This is a genomic window from Streptomyces purpurascens (assembly GCF_045040895.1).
GTDB lineage: Bacteria > Actinomycetota > Actinomycetes > Streptomycetales > Streptomycetaceae > Streptomyces > Streptomyces purpurascens.
Window position 1 is genome coordinate 7,368,980 of record NZ_CP108341.1, and the last position, 17,667, is coordinate 7,386,646.

Sequence of the window (17,667 nt, forward strand, 5' to 3'; positions counted from 1 at the left end):
GGGCGGGGGAGTCACCGGGCCGGGGGCGGGCCCACCGAGTCCCGCACCACCACGTGCGTGCCCAGCAACAGGTGCTCGTCCGCGGCGCCCGGGGTGTGTTCGAGGGCCGTGCGGACGGCGAGACGGCCCAGTTCCTCGTAGGGGACGTGGACCGTCGTCAGGGCGGGGTGGAGGTCGCGGGCGAAGGGGATGTCGTCGTAGCCGGCGAGGGAGACGTCGCCCGGGACGGACAGGCCCGCCTCGTGCAGGGCGGTGAGGGCGCCCGCCGCGACCATGTCGGTGGCGGCCACGACGGCCGTGAAGCCGAGGTCGTCCTCGAGCGCCTGCCGCATGAGGCGGTGGCCCGCGTCACGCGTGAAGTCGCCGTGCAGCACGAGGGACTCGTCGGGGGCGAGGCCGCGGGCCCGGTGGGCGGCGAGGTAGCCGCGCTCGCGGCCCAGGGCCGTGGTGTGGTCCGCCCGGCCGCCGAGGAACAGCACCCGGCGGTGCCCCTGGGCGAGCACATGGGCGACCAGGGTGTAGGCGCCGCCCTCGTTGTCGTACTCGATGACCGTCACCGGGGCGCCGGGGTCCAGCGGCGGCCGGCCGCACAGGACCAGGCGGGAGCCGGCCGAGGCGAGGGAGTCCGCCATGCGATGGGTGCGTTCGCGGTACTCGGGGGTGTCGGCGCTGCCGCCCACCAGGATCACCGCGGCGGCCCGCTGGGCGCGCATCATCTCGACGAACTCCAGCTCGTGCCGGACATCGCCCTCCGTACTGCACACCAGGCAGAGATGGCCGAGCCGGGTCGCCTCGCGTTCCACGCCGTGGGCCATGTGCGCGAACGACGGGCCGGTGATGTCCTCCAGCACGAAGGCGAGGGTGGGCGTGCCGGCACCCGCGATCGCCTTCGCCCTCGCGTCGGCCACATAGTCCAGGTCACGGACCGCCCGCATCACACTCCCGCGCGTCGCCGCGCTCACCGGGTACACGCCGCCCAGCACCCGGGACACCGTCGACGCCGAGACGCCCGCGCGCAGCGCCACGTCCCGGATGGTGCTGCGGTTCGCGTCCCCGCTCTTCCTCGTCATGCCTGCCTCGTCTCTCCCGGGCACCGGCCCGCACCCGCCCCCTCGGGAGCTGCGGCAACACCATGGCAACCGGTTCCCATGAACGGAGGCTAGCAGTGGCCGAGGGAGGGGAGGAGGGGCGTGCACGGACCGGCGGCGGCAGGTGTTCGCCCCAAGTCCGGTGCCGTCGTGCGCTATGCCGCCCCGAGCGTCCCCGCGATCCCCGAGATCGCCTCCGGGCCCACCCGGCAGCAACCGCCGATCAGCCGGGCCCCTGCCTGCCGCCAGCCCGTCACCTGGTCGGTGGTGAACCTCGAGTCGCCGGTCCAGGCGCGGGCCTCGGCGTCCCACGTCTCACCGCTGTTGGGGTAGACGACGACCGGCTTGCCGGTGACCCGCGCCGCGGTCGAGGCGGCGGCGTCCACGTCCTCGGGCGCACAGCAGTTCACGCCGACCGCGATGACCTCGTCCACGTCGGCGGCCAGGGCGAAGGCCTCCTCCAGCGGCTGCCCGGCACGCGTGCGGCCGCCGGCGACGGAGTACGTCAGCCAGGCCGGCACCCCGAGCCCGCGCACCGCCCGCAGCAGCGCCGTGGCCTCGTCGGCGTCGGGGACCGTCTCCAGGGCGAGGACGTCCGGGCGGGCCGCCGCCAGCACCTCCAGACGCGGGCGGTGGAAACGCTCCAGTTCGTCGACCGTGAGGCCGTAGCGGCCCCGGTACTCCGAGCCGTCCGCGAGCATCGCACCGTAGGGGCCCGCCGAGGCCGCCACCCACAAGGGCCGGGGGACGCGTGCGCGGCGAGCCGCCTCCCGCGCCAGCTCCACGCTGAGCGTCATGAGTTCGGCCGCCCGGTCGTGGCCGATCCCGCGCTTCTCGAAGCCCTCGAACGTGGCCTGGTAGCTGGAGGTGATCGCCACGTCCGCGCCCGCGCGGAAGTAGGCCAGGTGCGCCTCGGTGACCGCCTCCGGCTGTTCGGCGAGCAACCGCGCCGACCACAGCTCGTCGCTCAGGTCGTGCCCGGCCGACTCGAGCTGGTTGGACATGCCGCCGTCGAGGACGGCCGTTCCGGCGGCGAGGGCTTCGGCGAGGGTGATGGTGCTCGTCATAGGCACGACGGTAGTCGAGATCCGGCGGCGGACCCCAGCCGATTGTGTCCAGTACATGAACAGATCGACCACCATGTGGGATGGCGGTTACGATCAGGACCCTCCCCCTCCGCTTGTCAGGATCGCTCATGACCGTCCCCAGCCCCACCGAGGCCGCCGAACCCGCCGAGCCGGCCACCGCGGCGGCCCCCGCTCCCCGCCGCACCTTCGGCCTCGCCGCCGCCACGGCCCTCGTCATGGGCAACATCATCGGCGGCGGCATCTTCGCGCTGCCGGCCACCGTCGCCCCCTACGGCACGATCAGCCTGCTCGCCTTCCTCGTGCTCTCGGTCGGGGCCGTGCTGCTCGCGCTGCTCTTCGGCAAGCTGGCCCGGCGCAGCCCGGTCACCGGCGGTCTGTACGTCTACCCGCGCGACGCGTTCGGCGAGTTCGCCGGGTTCCTGTCGGCCTGGTCGTACTGGACGATGTGCTGGGTCAGCATCGCCGCCCTGGCCGTCGCGGTCGTCGGCTACGTCGACGTCCTCATACCCCTGCACGGCAACCACGCCCTGCAGGCCGCCGTCGCCATGGCCGCCCTGTGGCTGCCCGCCGCCGCGAACTTCGCGGGCACGCGGTGGGTCGGCACGGTGCAGGTCGTCTCGACGATCCTGAAGTTCGTACCGCTGCTCCTGCTCGCCACGATCGGCCTGTTCTTCGTCGACGCGGACAACTTCGGCCCGTTCAACGCCTCCGGCCAGAGCGTCTCGGGGGCGCTGGCCGCCTCCGCCGCGCTGCTGCTGTACAGCTTCCTCGGGGTCGAGTCGGCCGCCGTCAGCGCGGGCGAGGTCCGCGACCCGGAGCGCACGGTCGGCCGGGCGAGCGTCCTCGGCACGCTGGCCTCGGCCCTGGTCTACATCCTCGGCACGGTCGCCGTCTTCGGACTGGTCCCGCACGACCGGCTCGTCGACTCCGGCGCCCCGTTCGCCGACGCCGTCAACGCCGTCACCGGCAGCTCGTGGGGCGGCACCGCCATCGCCCTGGTCGCCGTCGCCTCGATCACCGGCTGCCTCAACGGCTGGATCCTCATGGCCGCGCAGATGCCGTACGCCGCCGCCCGCGACGGTCTCTTCCCCGCGCCGTTCGCGCGGCTGGGCAAGGGCGGCGTCCCCGGCTTCGGCGTGTGGGCCTGCGCGGTCCTCGGCTCGCTCCTCATCGCCCTCAACTACACGGCCGGCCCGGACACCACCTTCCGCGTCCTCGTCCTGATCACCACGTTCACCGGCTGCGTGCCGTATCTGCTGTCGGCGGCGGCCCAGCTGTACTGGCTGGCCCGCGGCTCCCGCGAGCGCGTCCGCCCCGCGGGCCTCACCCGCGACCTGATCGTCGCGGCCCTCTCCTTCGGCTTCTCCTTCTGGCTGATCGCGGGGGCCGGCTACGCGGCCGTCTACCAGGGCGTGCTGTTCCTGTTCGCCGGGATTCCGGTCTACGTGTGGCTGCGGGGACGCAAGGACACGGCGGAGACGTCGGCATAGCATCGAGGGATGCCCGAGGTCGCTGCCGCTGATGCCGAAGTACGTGAGGTCCTGGGAGTCCCGGGGGAGAGGGCGGTGTTCGAGCCGCTCGCGCACAACCCGCACAACGGCGTCACGGCCGGAGTGTGGCGGGCCACCGGCGGCGACCGCTCGGCCGTTCTGAAGGTGCTGACGCGCACGAAGGAGACCAGCGTCACCTGGGCGGCGTCGAACGATCCGCGCCACTGGAACTTCTGGCGCCGCGAGGCCTACGTCTACCGGTCCGGGCTCGCCCAGGCCTGGCAGCGGCACGGCATCCGCGCGCCCCGACTGCTGGCCTGCGTCGAACGCCCCGACGGCGAGGTGGCGCTGTGGCTGGAGGACGTACCCGGCGCATCCGCGACGGCCTGGCCGCTCGCCCGGCACGTCGAACACGCCCACCGGCTCGGTGCCGCGCAGGGGGCCGTCGCCGCGGGGGAGGACCACCCGTGGCTGTCCCAGCACTTCCTGCGCGACTACACGGCCGACCGGACGACGGGCCAGGACCTGCTCGACGACGACGAGGCCTGGCGACACCCCCTGGTCCGGGAGCACTTCCCGGCGGGCCTGCGCGCGGACATGGTCCGCCTCCACCACGACCGCGAGTGGTTCCTCACGGTCATGGAGTCCCTGCCCCGTACCTTCTCCCACCTCGACCAGTGGCCGGCCAACGTGCGCTCCGACGGCCGCGACAGCGTCCTGTTCGACTGGGCGTTCGCCGGCGACGGCGCGCTCGGCGAGGACCTCGGCAACTACCTCCCCGACTGCGTCTTCGACCTGTTCGTCCCCGCCGCCGACCTCCCCGGCCTGGCCAAGGCGGCCTACGACGCCTATGTGCACGGCCTGCGCGGGAGCGGCTGGCACGGCGACGAACGCCTCGTACGGCTCGGCGTGTGCGCCTCCGCGGTGAAGTACGACTGGCTCACCGCGCTCATGCTGGCCCGGGCCGGCGACGCGCAGACGGACTACGGCGGTGCGGGCACCGTCCCCGCCGCACTCCGCTACCGCGAACGCGGCCTGACCCTCGCCTTCCTCGCCGACCGGGCGGCCGAGGCGCGGCTGCTCGCTCCCCTGCTCGGCTTTCCCGAAGCGCCCAGCGGCCGCTGAACCGCGGAACGGAGACGGAAGCCATGGCCCGAGTCGTCGAGTTGTCGTACTACCCCGTCAAGGGATGCGCCGGGACATCGGCACGCGAGGCGCTGCTGACCCCCGCGGGACTGGCGCACGACCGCAGCTTCATGGTCGTCAGCGAGGAGGGCGTGTACCGGACCCAGCGCCGGGACCCCCGCCTCGCCCTCATCCGGCCCGCCATCACCGCCGACGGCGGGCGACTCACGCTCCGGGCACCAGGACGGGAGGCCCTGGACCTGAGCGTGGACACCTCCGGCACCCGGCAGAAGGTCGACCTGTTCGGGGACGCCTTCCAGGGCATCGACCAGGGCGACGCGGCAGCCGCCTGGCTCTCGGACGTGCTCGGCGCCCCGAGCCGGCTCGTGCGCGTACCGCCGGAACACGACCGGGTGACCGACGGCATGACACCAGGCACCTCCGGCTATGCCGACAGCTGCGCCCTGCACGTCATCTCCCGCTCCACCCTCGACCTGCTCAACCGGAGACTGACCGAGCGCGGCACCGGCCCGCTGCCCATGGACCGCTTCCGCCCCAACCTCGTGCTCGACGGCTGGGACGACCCCCACACCGAGGACCGCGCCCACCACATCCGCGTCGGCGACACCGAACTGGGCTACGCGAAGCTCGCCATCCGCTGCGCGGTCACCCTGGTCGACCAGCACTCCGGAACCAGGGCGGGCCCGGAACCCCTGCGCACCCTCGCCACCTACCGACGCGCCTCCCAGGGCGGCATCGCCTTCGGCACGAAGTACGCGGTACTCCGTCCCGGCAAGGTGTCGGTCGGCGACGAAGCGGCCGTCATGTCGTGGGGCGAGTCCGAGGTGTGAGCCTCACCGCCGCGCGCGGCCCGCGTGACGCCCTCCGCCCCGCCTGCCCCGGCCGCGTCGCGTCGCCATCGGTACGGCGAGGCTGACGACGAGGGCCAGGCCGAGTGCGTAGGGCCACCAGCCGAAGCCGATGTCCTCCGACGCGCCGGCGCTGCGGGGTGTCACCGCGTCGGATGCGGGCGAGCCGGTCGCGGTGGGGGACGGGCTCGGAGCGGTGACCGCTGTCAGGGCGACGTCGTTGCCGTCGCCGGCGCGGTAGCTGATGCGGTATGTGGTGTCGGCCGACTTCAGGCGGGCGCCCTCCTTCAGGCCGGTGAAGGTCCCCGAGGGCTTGGAGCGGCCCCTGTTGTCGAGCACGGGGATCACTCGAGCGGCCCGGCTCCCGGTGGCCGACACGTCGAGATCTCCGGACAGCCGTACCGCGCCCGTCACCTTCAGCGGCTCGTCCCGCAGGAGCAGGGAGCCTTTCGCGCCTTGTGTGAAGGGGCCGTTGACGGTGAGGCCGCTCGTGACGGTGCCTTCGTTGGTGACCGCGCCTTTGACCGTGCCCTTGCCGGTGAGGGTGGTCGCCAGGTGCAGGCCCGCCCGGCCCGTGTCCAGGCGGGCTCCGGCCGAGGTGAGCCGGATCGCCTTGCTGTGCGTGAGGGTGGCGCCCCGGCGCAGGGCCAGCGTGCCCCTGGAGACCGTGGTCGTCCCGGTGTACGTCACCGCGCCGCCCGTCAGCGTCGTCGTGGCCGCGCCCGACTGTGTGAGCGAGCCGCTGCCGCCGATGCGGGACAGGGTGAGGGGCCTGTTCGTGTTGCGCAGGACGAGCGAGCCGTTGTTGACGACCTCGGAGAGGGCGCCCTGCGTGTACAGGCCGCCGTCGCCGCCCCGTTTGCCGCTGCCCAGGCGCAGGACCGCGCCCTTCTCGACCGTCGTGGAGCCGTCGTAGTACTGGACGGCCGCGAAGGTCACGTCGTTGCCGGGGGTTCCGGCGATGACGATGTCGCCGGCGCCCGGGGCGGAGAGCGTGTCGTGGAACCGGCCGCCGCCGATGGGGGCACCCAGCGTCACCGGGCCGTTGTAGTCGAAGGTGAGCCTCGAACGCTCCCGGGCCGCGAGGAGGTTGATGTACACGGTTTCCGCGGTACCCGGCATGAAGATCTTGTGCGTGGTGCCGTCGCCCCACTGGACGTTCGCGCCCTTGATGTTGGTGCCGCGCTTGTTGACGTTCTTGCGGGCGGGCGTCCAGTTCAGGGCGGGGTCGCTGAGCGAGGGGTCGGTGTCGCCACCCTGGTCCGACCAGCTGTACTGCCCCGCCAGGACGACCTTGCCGCCCGGCCGCGACTGGACGTTGATGTCACTGCCGTACTCGCGCTGGTAGAAGTCCATGCCCATGGTGACGGTCCTGCCCAGCGGGGTGTCGACCGTCCAGGTGCCCTGGTTGAGGATCTTGCGCACGCGCGGCAGCGAGGTCGCGTACTCCGGTCGGCCGGCGTTCGCCTGTGTGCCGTTGTCGATCACCCCGGAGAAGGAGTGGGTCCCCGACAGGTCCCAGGTGCCCCAGAGGAAGCGCGGCTGGGTGATCAGCCCGGAGCCGCTGAGCGTACCGAGGTTGTACGCGCTCTTCAGGGCGAGCCGCAGGGTGCCGTCGACCCGGATGTTGTCCTGGTTGAGGCGGAACGCCGGGGTGTTGTACGGGAAGTGGCCGATCAGCCCGGTCGTGCCGCCGTCGCCGTACTGCAGGGTCGCCCCCCGCTCGACGGTGATCGCCGGCGGGTCCGGGCGGGCCACGGTCACGTACGGATGGTTGCCGCCGAGCGTCCGCACCGTCTGCCGCTGCCGGGAGCGGGGCAGCGTGAAGTCGCTGTCCCCGGTGAGGATCAGCGTCCCGCCGCCGCGCACCGTGAGCGTGCCCTCACCCCGGAACACGCCGTCGTACGTCGTCGTCCCGGGCGGCACGGTGACGGCCGTGTCGCCGGTGAGCGTCACGTCCCGGCCGGCCAGCACGGCGGCCGTGACGTCCCGGGGACCGGCGGCCGCCGCCGGGGGAGCGATGAGGAGGGACGCGACCGCTGCGAGGACGCCGACGGCCGCTGCTGTGGTGTGGGTGGTGAGGCTGCGCACATGATCGGAGACGTGGGGGAGAGCGGCCGATAACAGAAAACCGGCGGCTGCCGCCCGGTCTTCGTCCCGTCAGACCCGTTGACCTCCTCGTGGCACACCCTTACCTTTTCGGCGTTCGTAATGACAGATGGTGTTCGAAATATCAGGCAAAGCCAGTGAGAGGCAGCCCCCCGCATGAGCCGCGACCGCGACCACGCTCTGCCCGAACCCCCCAGCCGCAGACTGCTGCTGAAGGGTGCCGCAGCCGCCGGCGCCCTGGCCGTCGTTCCCGCCGTGCCCGGTGTGGCCCAGGCGGCCGCCCCGGCCAGGCACCCCAAGCCGGCCCCCTTCGTGAACCCGCTCGTCCGCAACCGGGCCGACCCGCACATCCACCGGCACAAGGACGGCTTCTACTACTTCACCGCCACCGCCCCCGAGTACGACCGCATCATCCTGCGCCGCTCCCGCACCCTGAACGGCCTGGGAACGGCCGCCGAGTCCGTCATCTGGCGCGCCCACCCCACCGGGAACATGGGAGCGCACATCTGGGCGCCCGAACTGCACCGCATCGGCGGCAAGTGGTACATCTACTTCGCCTCCGCGCCCGCCGAGGACGTCTGGGCGATCCGCATCTGGGTGCTGGAGAACGCCCACCCCAACCCCTTCAAGGGCACCTGGGTGGAGAAGGGCCAGGTCAAGACGGCCTGGGAGACCTTCTCCCTGGACGCCACCACCTTCACCCACCGGGGCTCCCGCTACCTCGCCTGGGCGCAGCACGAGCCCGGCATGGACAACAACACCGGCATCTTCCTGTCCGAGATGGCGAACCCCTGGACCCTGAAGGGCCCGCAGGTGCGGCTCTCCACCCCGGAGTACGACTGGGAGCGCATCGGCTACAAGGTCAACGAGGGCCCGTACGTCCTCAAGCGCAACGGCCGCCTCTTCATGACGTACTCGGCCAGCGCCACCGACTTCAACTACTGCATGGGCCTGCTGACCGCCGACGCCGACAGTCACCTCCTGGACCCCATCAGCTGGTCCAAGTCGCCGACCCCGATCTTCACCAGCAACGACACCACCAAGCAGTACGGCCCCGGCCACAACTGCTTCACGGTCGCCGAGGACGGCCGCACCGACGTCCTCGTCTACCACGCCCGCCAGTACAAGGAGATCAACGGCGACCCGCTGAACGACCCCAACCGCCACACCCGTATCCAGAAGCTCGGCTGGAAGCCGGACGGCACCCCGGACTTCGGTATCCCGGTCGCCGACGCCGTGCAGGCGGGTGACTGAGATGAGACGTGCCTACGCCACTCTGCTCGCCCTGTGCCTGGCCCTGGCGGGCGCCCTCGCCACCGCCGGCCCCGCCCAGGCCGCGCCCCAGACGATCACCAACGGCACCCAGTTCAAGGACGTCTCCGGCAACCCCGTCCACGCGCACGGCGGCGGAGTCCTCAAGGTCGGCTCGTACTACTACTGGTTCGGCGAGCACCGCAACGCCGACAACACCTTCCGGTACGTCGACGCCTACCGCTCGACCGACCTGAAGAACTGGGAGTTCCGCAACCACGTCCTGACCGAGGCCAGTGACCCGGAGCTCGCGACCGCCAACATCGAGCGGCCCAAGGTCATGTACAACGCGTCCACCGGCAAGTTCGTGATGTGGATGCACAAGGAGAACGGCACCGACTACAGCGAGGCCCGCGCCGCCGTCGCCGTCTCCGACACCGTCGACGGGAACTACACCTGGAAGGGCAGCTTCCGGCCGCTCGGCCAGCACATGTCCCGTGACATCACGGTCTTCGTCGACACCGACGGCGCCGGGTACATGGTCTCCGCCGCCCGGGAGAACTACGACCTCCAGATCTACCGCCTCACCGCCGACTACACCGGCATCGCGAGCCTGGTCGCCAACCCCTGGCCCGGCGGCCACCGCGAGGCTCCGGCCCTGTTCAAGCGGAACGGCGTGTACTTCATGCTGACCTCGGGCGCCACGGGCTGGAACCCCAACCAGCAGCAGTACGCCACGGCCACGAGCATCGCCGGACCCTGGTCGGCCATGAGGAACATCGGCGACTCGACGACCTACGGCTCGCAGACGGCGTTCGTCGTGCCCGTGCAGGGCGGTTCGGGGACCTCGTACCTCTATCTGGGCGACCGCTGGGGCAATTCCTTCGGCGGGACCGTCAACGACTCGCGGTACGTGTGGCTGCCCCTGACCTTCTCCAACTCGACCACGATGTCCATGTCCTGGTCGCCGGAGGTCACCATCGACACGGCCGCCGGGACCGTCACCGGCACCGGCGCCACCTACAACACCCTCATCGCCCGCCACTCCTCCAAGTGCGCCGACGTGACCAGCCAGTCGCTCTGGGCCGGTGCCCAGCTCAAGCAGTACGACTGCAACGGCGGCACCAACCAGAAGTACTGGTTCAAGTCCGTCGGCGGCGGCTCCTACCAGCTGATGGTTCGCAACAGCTCGCTGTGCGTCCAGGAGAACGCGAGCACGGTCACACAGGAGAACTGCTCCTCCGCGACGAGCCAGCAGTGGTCGCTGACCACCACCGGCTCGTACGTGAACGTCAAGTCGCGTGCCACCGGCGAGTGCCTGGACGTGAACGGCGCGTCCACCGCCAACTCCGCCGCCGTCATCACGTACACGTGCAACGGAGCGACCAACCAGCAGTGGACGCACGGGACATGACAGCCACCCTCACATCAGCAGGTCGAGCGCGTCGATCGCCGTCCCCGCGCTGAGGAAGCCCGTCGCCCCCGACCCGCTCACCACGTCGATCCTGAGCACGTTGTACTGACTCGTGTCCGTCTTCCAGGCGGACGCCGGGACGCTGTACGTGAACGTGTGGTTGTTGCCGCGGTACGAACCGTTGGTCAGCGACCGGGTGTTCGGCTGGGTGGGCGGCGAGGGGACCGCCGAGGTCCAGCTGTCGTTGACGGTGACCTGGGGCCGGCCGTTCGCGTACGCCGTCGTCACCCCGATGCGCAGGGTGTGCGCGGCGGCGGCCTGCGCGGCGGTCAGCTTGAAGTACACGAGCAGCCCGCTGTTGACGTCCTTCCAGAGGTAGCAGGGGAAGGCCGCCGTCTCACCGCCGCCGCCGATCACCACGTTCCCGGTCCAGGACGCGGCCCGTGCGTCCGACGGATGCGCGTACGTCATCAGGTCCGCGTTCTTGAACCCGCCCGGCGTGCCGTTCCAGTCCCCGATCCGCCAGATCGCGTTCGCGTTGGCCGGGTCGTTGGAGGACGGCAGGGCGATCGTGTTCAGGGTGGTCGTCCCGCCCGCCGACACGCTCACCGACGTGGTGTACACCGCCAGCTCGCCCTTGAAGACGGTCAGCGTGTACGTCCCGGGCAGCACGCCCGGGACGGAGAAGTAACCGTCCGAGGAGCGCGCCGAACCCCAGTACTGGGCAGCCGAGTTGGCCAGCCCGACGGTGTACGGGTGGGCCGTGTTCCGGCCGGAGATCCCGACGCCCGCCACCTTGCCCCGGCCGCTCGCGGGCACGTACCCGGGGATGCCGAGCGAGTCGGCCCACGGCGTGGTCAGCGTGCCCGGGAACAGCGCCGAGGAGGGAGCCCCGCCGTCCGTGAAGGCGATGACGTACGGGCCCTGGAGACCGAAGCGCTGGGCCTCGGTCTGGTTCTGGCCGTAGTAGAGGATCTCGTACAGACCGCCGCCGTCCGCGCTCTGGTGGCGCAACAGGGAGCGGTAGAAGGGGCCGCCGGAGGCCTTCTCGTGGTTGCTGCGCACGATCCACAGGCCGACCCCGCCGGCGGACCAGCCGACGTAGTCGTAGTCCATGACGCGCCGCTTGGAGTAGTGCTTCGAGCGGGTCTGCCCGTCGGACTTCCTGAACACGTCCGAGGCCTCGATGGTGGTCGGCGCGTAGGTGTACGAGTCGGGCTCGTCGTTGAGGAACGCGCCCTTCTTCACGCGCACGATGTACCGGGTCGCGGAGACGGACGTGTCGGCCTTGTCGGTCCACAGGTAGACGTTGTTCTCGCCGCTGCGGGCCGCGTAGTAGTGCTTCAGCGTGCCGTGCGTGACGGAGACGAGGATCGTCGAGCCGGACTGCTTGATGCCGACGGTGGAGGCGCCGAGGCCGGACTCGATGTGCGAGTTCATGCCGCCGTAGCCCTGGTACTCCGTGCCCCGGTAGACCAGCGAGGTCAGGTCGCCGGTGGACTTGCTGACCTTGAAGACCAGCTGGGCGCCGGTGTCGACGACGTAGTTCGAGCCGTCGTCGCTGTAGCCGAAAGCGGCGGCGTGCGCCGTGCCGACGGTGAGGGCCGTCCCGGCTGCGGTGGCGGCGAGGACGAAGGCGCGGCGGCCGACCGGTCTGTTCGCGGAACCGGACATGGGGGGCCTCCTCGGGAGGTGGGGGGAGTTCGGGTGGGAGTGAGGGTGACAGTTGAATCGATTTCGCGAAAGGGCTTTCGGTCATGTGAAGTTGTCCATCTCGTGAATGCTGCTCGGGGTCTAGAAAGCGCTTGTCCGGGGCGGTACGGTCCCACTCCAGGTCTTGTCGTCCGCTGGGAGGAGCACCGGGTGAGACGTTTCAGCATCGCCGTCGTAGCGGCGGTGACCCTGGGTACCGCGTTCTCGTCCGTACCGGCCCAGGCCCACCCGGGCCGGCCGTCGCCGGGCCTCGCGCACTGCGCCGCCGACGTCTGCCACTTCGACGTCCCGCCGGGCACGTACGACGTGCGGGTCGTGGTGGGCGGCGCATCCGCGTCCGCCACGAGCATCAGCGGCGAGACCCGCCGTGCCCTACTCCCCGAGACGGCCGCCCCGGCGGGCAAGCACGTCACCCGCGGCTTCACCGTGAACGTCCGCACACCCGAGGGCGAGCCCACCGGACCCGAGGGAACCCCCGGCCTCGACCTGCGGATCGGCGGTTCCGCACCCGCCCTCGCCGACATCAGGGTCACCCCCGCCCGGCACACCCGCCAGATCTTCCTCGTCGGCGACTCCACCGTCTGCGACCAGTCCGGCGACCCGTACTCCGGCTGGGGCCAGCAGCTGCCCCAGTACCTCCGCGAGGGCGTGTCCGTCGCCAACTACGCCGATTCCGGCGAGAGTACGGTCTCGTATCTGGGGAACCCGCGACTGTGGGCCACCGTACGGCCCCTGATCCGCCCCGGCGATCTGGTCCTGGTCCAGCTCGCCCACAACGACAAGACCACGGACGAGGCCACCTACCGGGCCAACCTGGAGACCCTGGTGGCGGGCGTCCGGGCGCGGGGCGGACAGCCGGTCCTTGTCACTCCCATCGTGCGACGCTGGTTCAACCCGGACGGCACGCTGAACAACGGAACCGCGCTCCTGGTCAACGGCCTCGGTGTCGACCACCCGGCGGTCACCCGCTCCGTCGCCGCCGCGCGGGACGTCCCGCTGATCGACCTCACCGCGAAGACGAAGGCGCTCGTGGAGTCCCTGGGCGTGGAGGGCTCGAAGGCGCTGTACCTCTACAACGAGGCGCGGGACAACACGCACACCTCCGTGCGCGGTGCCACGGCCTACGCGGGCCTGGTCCGCGACGAACTCGTCACCCGGCATCTGGTGCCGAAGGGCAGAGTGCGGGTGGGATAGAGCCCCTGGGGCGCCCCGACCGGAACCGGGGCGCTCCAGGTCCGACCCGTTCCGGCCGATCCCAGCGTCTGAGCACGAACCCGCGCACGAAAGAGAACCGATGCACCTGCCTCCGGCCGACGGCACGACGTCCGCGTTCACCGGCTACACCCGCGCCCACTGGGAGGCGGCGGCCGACGCCCTGCTCACCGCCGTCGAGCCGTACGCGACCGGGGACCGTGCGCTGTACCACCTGCCCGGCGAGCGGACCAGCTGGTCGGGCCACCTCTCCGACGGCCTGGAGGGCTACGCCCGCACGCTGCTGCTGGCCGCCTTCCGCCGCGACGAGAAGGCCCTGGAGCGCTACGCCACCGGCCTCGCCGCCGGTGTCTCGGGCGTCTGGCCCCGCATCGAGGACCGCAGCCAGCCCCTGGTGGAGGCGGCGTCGATCGCGCTCGCCCTGCGCCTGACACGGGACCTGCTGTGGGACCGGCTGGACGACGGAGTACGGCAGCGGACGGCCGCCTGGCTCGGCGACGCGCTCACCGCCGAGGCGTGGCCCTGCAACTGGGAGCTCTTCCCGGTCACGGTGGGCGGCTTCCTGGCCGAGATCGGCCACGAGCCGGACGCGTCCCGCGCGGCGATCGACCGCGGCCTGGAACGCATCGAGCAGTGGTACCTGGGCGATGGCTGGTACACCGACGGCGACGGCCGCAAGTTCGACTACTACAACGGCTGGGCGATGCACCTCTACCCGGTGCTGCACGCCTGGCTGGAGGGCGACGAGCGACTGCTCGACCTGTACGGCGGCCGGCTGTCGCGCCACCTGACCGACTACGCCCGGCTGTTCGGCGGCGACGGCGCCCCGATGCACCAGGGGCGTTCCCTGACGTACCGCTTCGCGACGACGGCCCCCCTGTGGCTGGGCGCGCTGACCGGCCGTACGCCCCTGCGGCCGGGGGAGACCCGGCGCCTGGCCTCGGGAGCGCTGCGGTACTTCCTCGACCGGGGCGCGGTGGACGACAAGGGCCTGCTGTCCCTGGGCTGGCACGGCCCCGACGCGTCCGTCCTCCAGGGCTACTCGGGCCCGGCCTCCCCGTACTGGGCGAGCAAGGGCTTCCTCGGCCTGCTGCTCCCGGCGGACCACGAGGTGTGGACGGCGGCGGAGGAACCCGGCCCGGCCGAGCGCGCGGACGCGGTCACCCCGGTCGGCCCTCCCAACTGGCTGCTCCAGTCGACCAGTTCCGACGGCGTGGTGCGCCTCCACAACCACGGCAGCGAGGACGTCCGCTACGACCCGTACTACACGCGCCTGGCGTACTCGACGGTGACGGCCCCGGCCGCGTCGCCCTCGTCGTCCGCCCCGTGCGACAACAGCGTGATCGTCGGCGACGACCCGAGCCGCACCGGCATCGAACCGCTGGGCGTCGGCGAGGGCTGGGTGGCCTCGCGGCACACGGCGGGCGGGGGAGCGCGGGTGACGAGTGCCGTGCTGGCGCGCGGGGCCGCGGAGGTGCGGGCACATCTGGTGACGGGCGCGGAGCCCGGCACGCCGGTCCGGGTGACCGGCTGGCCGGCCGGCGAGGGCCTCCGGGCCGAACTCGTACCGGCGATCGGACTCACGGACTCCCTGACGGGCGTCGTGGGCGGGACCGCCACCCTGTTCGTCGCCCTGGCCCGGCTGACGGCCGAGCCGGACCCGGTCCCGCTGGAGGAGTTGGTCTCCGTCCGCGCGGACGACGCCGGAGGGCTGGAGGTCCGCTGGAGCGACGGCGGCGTGACACGGGTCCGGCTGACGGAGCCGGGCGTGGACGTCACGGCTTGAGACGGGCGACCCTCAGGGGCGTGGCGGCGGGGAAGGCTGCCACGGCACGCGGAGGCCATGTTTCGGTCCGCGCCGAAGCGATCCGCGCCTAGCGTGGCGCCATGTCTGCCTTCGCCGACCTCCACCACGAGGACGAGCCCCTCCTGCTGCCCAACGCCTGGGACCACGCCTCGGCAAGGGCCCTCGCCGGGCAGGGCTTCCGGGCGATCGCGACGACGAGCCTGGGCGTCGCCGCGGTCGCCGGACTGCCCGACGGTGTGGCGGCGACCCGTGAGGAGACGCTCCGGCTGGCCTTCGCCCTGGGATCCGAACCGTTCCAGCTGTCGGTCGACGCGGAGGGCGGCTTCAGCGACGACCCCGACGAGGTGGCGGAGTTCGCGCGCGAGCTGGACGCCGTGGGAGCGGTCGGCATCAACCTGGAGGACGGCCTCGGGCCCGTCGCCCGGCACGCGGCGAAGATCGCCGCGGTCAAGAAGGCGGCACCCGCCCTCTTCGTCAACGCCCGCACGGACACCCACTGGCTCGGTGACGGCGACACCACGGACACCCTCACCCGCCTCGACGCCTACCGACAGGCGGGCGCGGACGGCGTGTTCGTCCCCGGCCTCACCGACCTGCACCGGATCGCCGCCCTGGTGCACCACGTGGACGTCCCCCTCAACGTCCTCTACTCGCCCGGCGGCCCGACCGTCGCCCACCTCGCCGACGTCGGCGTCCGCCGGATCAGCCTCGGCTCGCTGCTGTACCGGAGGGCGCTGGGCGCGGCGCTGGAGGCGGCGGCGGACATCCGGGCGGGCCGGCCACCGAAGGGCATGACGCCGTCGTACGACGAGGTGGCCCTGCCCCCGACCCGCTAGGCCGTGCCTCTTTGATGGGGCAGTCTGAACAGCCCCTGCGGCAACGGCTGTTCACGCATGGGGGCGTCCTCGCGCTCTTACGTCTCGGGAGCTATGCGAATTTCCGTTCAACGTAGGACTGTTGAAGCAGATACGGAGACTGGCGGTGGACGTGCCGCAGAGCCGACGTCACGTTCGGTGACGTCGGCCATGGCTTTGGGCCGCGGTGCTCTCTCCGTCCCCCTCGTCGACACCCGAACGGACCTCTGACGGTCCTCCCCGCGCGTCAGCCGGACCACCCGGCATGACACTCGGACCAAGGGGCCTGAGGCGGTTTGTGCCGATACAGGCCCGGCATCGCCACCCGCATCGGAGGTAAGCGTCATGCTTCGCGTCACCGTCCAGATCTTCTCCGGCCGACCCAACCCCACCTGGGTCGTCACCGATGAGGACGCTGCTGGAACCCTGCTGGAAACCGTCGCCCGAGCGGCGGGCGACACGATCGGACTGCCCGGTGCCGGGTACGACGGTCTCGGCTACCGGGAGGTGGTGGTCTCCTCGGCGTCCGACGACATGGCTGCCTGGCCCGAGCGGCTGCCGCAGACCTTCGCGCTCGGCACCATCGCGGCGGCCGACCCCTCGAGTTCCGCGGAGCTGGCCCGCCGGCTCATCGCCGACATGCCCCAGTACGGCGATGTCACGCTGGTCGAGCACGCTCAGACCCCGGTCGACACGCAGACCCGGGACTTCGTCCTGGAGCAGCTCGACACCTTCTTCGAGAACCCGCCCGCCTGGAACCGCGTCATGCAGGCTCCTCCGCAGCCCCCGGAGAGGTCCAGCACCCAGGAGCGGGACGCCGCGGAGACCTGCTGGTACGAGGTGAGCCAGTTCAACCCGGACTTCTGGAACCGACCGGAGGTGCAGCCCCGCAACAACTGCTACAACTACGCCCGCAACCACCGCACCGACACCTTCGCCCAGCCCGGCCGGGCACACGGCGCCCAGACCAGCAACATGGCCTGCGCCAGCGTCACCAAGGCCGCCCTCGCCGACGGGCTGGTGCACCGGTACCACTGCCTGCCGGACTCGGAGAAACCGCGCCGGCTGATGGCCCTGGCCGTCTGGCCCGGCTGGGACTACCACTGGTACCGGGAGCAGAAGGGTGACTTCTGGGGGCACAAGCCCGGAGGCACCGCGGCCCGCAACTACGACAACCGCGGCGCGCTCATCACCAACCCCGAGACCTGCGACCGCGGTGGTTACACCGACTTCTGCGGCTACTTCTACGCGGGCAGGTCCGTGGTCATCAACTGAGGTGCCCGCGTACAGGATCTCGGAGCCACGGAGACCGATGTGATCGTCGAGCTGGACGTGTTCAGCGGCCGCCCCAACCCGCGCTGGCGGCTGGACGACGAGGCGAGGACGACCTTCCACCGGCTGATGGCCGGTCTCGGACCGGCGGCGGCCCCCGCGGCCACGCCGCCCGGCCTGGGCTACCGAGGCTTCGTGGTCGAAGACGGCGACCAGACCTACCGGATCTTCGGTGGTCTGGTCGCCACCGGTGACAGCGTCCTCGCCGACTCCGCGAGGACGCTGGAACGCTGGCTGCTGGCCGGACTCCCAGAACGGTACGAGGCGCTGCGGCCAACGGTTGTCCGGACGATGGCGGACGGCTGACCGACAGAG

At 71.7% G+C, this 17,667-nt stretch carries 14 protein-coding genes; 10 read left to right on the forward strand and 4 right to left on the reverse strand.

Annotated features, from left to right (window positions below):
• Positions 1-11: 11 nt before the first annotated feature.
• Both OHU35_RS33550 and mmuM read right to left on the reverse strand, forming a co-directional pair.
• Positions 12-1,070, reverse strand: coding sequence for a LacI family DNA-binding transcriptional regulator (locus OHU35_RS33550; protein WP_359888292.1), 1,059 nt, complete (start codon positions 1,068-1,070; stop codon positions 12-14).
• A gap of 173 nt (positions 1,071-1,243) precedes the next feature.
• Positions 1,244-2,155, reverse strand: a complete 912-nt coding sequence (mmuM, locus tag OHU35_RS33555) for a homocysteine S-methyltransferase (RefSeq protein ID WP_189721474.1) — start codon at positions 2,153-2,155, stop codon at positions 1,244-1,246.
• A 128-nt stretch (positions 2,156-2,283) separates the two neighbouring features.
• On the opposite strand from mmuM, the gene OHU35_RS33560 reads away from it, so the two are divergent.
• From OHU35_RS33560 to OHU35_RS33570, 3 genes are read left to right on the forward strand one after another with little or no spacing between them, the layout of a single operon-like run.
• Positions 2,284-3,666 (forward strand): amino acid permease, encoded by a 1,383-nt coding sequence (locus OHU35_RS33560; protein ID WP_189721473.1) that lies wholly within the window; start codon positions 2,284-2,286, stop codon positions 3,664-3,666.
• A 9-nt stretch (positions 3,667-3,675) separates the two neighbouring features.
• A complete protein-coding gene (locus tag OHU35_RS33565; RefSeq protein WP_189721472.1) occupies positions 3,676-4,791 on the forward strand; it encodes an aminoglycoside phosphotransferase in 1,116 nt (371 codons plus the stop codon).
• 23 nt (positions 4,792-4,814) lie between these two features.
• A complete protein-coding gene (locus OHU35_RS33570) occupies positions 4,815-5,642 on the forward strand; it encodes an MOSC domain-containing protein (RefSeq protein WP_189721471.1) in 828 nt (275 codons plus the stop codon).
• A 3-nt stretch (positions 5,643-5,645) separates the two neighbouring features.
• Here OHU35_RS33570 and OHU35_RS33575 read toward each other — a convergent pair whose 3' ends face one another.
• Positions 5,646-7,751 carry an autotransporter gene (locus tag OHU35_RS33575; RefSeq protein ID WP_189721470.1) on the reverse strand — a complete coding sequence of 702 codons (2,106 nt, stop codon included), beginning with the start codon at positions 7,749-7,751 and terminating at the stop codon, positions 5,646-5,648.
• 174 nt (positions 7,752-7,925) lie between these two features.
• On the opposite strand from OHU35_RS33575, the gene OHU35_RS33580 reads away from it, so the two are divergent.
• Positions 7,926-9,023, forward strand: a complete 1,098-nt coding sequence (locus OHU35_RS33580) for a family 43 glycosylhydrolase (RefSeq protein WP_189721469.1) — start codon at positions 7,926-7,928, stop codon at positions 9,021-9,023.
• 1 nt (position 9,024) lies between these two features.
• Positions 9,025-10,434 carry a family 43 glycosylhydrolase gene (locus OHU35_RS33585; RefSeq protein WP_359888280.1) on the forward strand — a complete coding sequence of 470 codons (1,410 nt, stop codon included), beginning with the start codon at positions 9,025-9,027 and terminating at the stop codon, positions 10,432-10,434.
• Positions 10,435-10,443: 9 nt separating this feature from the next.
• Here the strand turns inward: OHU35_RS33585 and OHU35_RS33590 are convergent, their stop codons facing one another.
• Positions 10,444-12,108 carry a rhamnogalacturonan lyase B N-terminal domain-containing protein gene (locus OHU35_RS33590; RefSeq protein WP_405507988.1) on the reverse strand — a complete coding sequence of 555 codons (1,665 nt, stop codon included), beginning with the start codon at positions 12,106-12,108 and terminating at the stop codon, positions 10,444-10,446.
• Positions 12,109-12,297: 189 nt separating this feature from the next.
• Here OHU35_RS33590 and OHU35_RS33595 point away from each other — a divergent pair, with 189 nt between their 5' ends.
• The 5 genes from OHU35_RS33595 (at position 12,298) to OHU35_RS33615 (ending at position 17,658) form a co-directional block, all read left to right on the forward strand.
• Positions 12,298-13,341, forward strand: a complete 1,044-nt coding sequence (locus OHU35_RS33595) for a rhamnogalacturonan acetylesterase (RefSeq protein WP_405507990.1) — start codon at positions 12,298-12,300, stop codon at positions 13,339-13,341.
• Between the two features lie 100 nt (positions 13,342-13,441).
• Entirely contained in the window at positions 13,442-15,145 is a 1,704-nt protein-coding gene (locus OHU35_RS33600; RefSeq protein WP_405507992.1) for a DUF2264 domain-containing protein, read from the forward strand.
• 101 nt (positions 15,146-15,246) lie between these two features.
• Positions 15,247-16,002 (forward strand): isocitrate lyase/phosphoenolpyruvate mutase family protein, encoded by a 756-nt coding sequence (locus OHU35_RS33605; protein ID WP_359888273.1) that lies wholly within the window; start codon positions 15,247-15,249, stop codon positions 16,000-16,002.
• A gap of 363 nt (positions 16,003-16,365) precedes the next feature.
• On the forward strand, positions 16,366-17,295 hold the full coding sequence (locus OHU35_RS33610; RefSeq protein WP_189721463.1) for a hypothetical protein: 930 nt from the start codon (positions 16,366-16,368) through the stop codon (positions 17,293-17,295).
• Positions 17,296-17,334: 39 nt separating this feature from the next.
• A complete protein-coding gene (locus OHU35_RS33615; protein WP_189721462.1) occupies positions 17,335-17,658 on the forward strand; it encodes a hypothetical protein in 324 nt (107 codons plus the stop codon).
• Positions 17,659-17,667 lie beyond the last annotated feature (9 nt).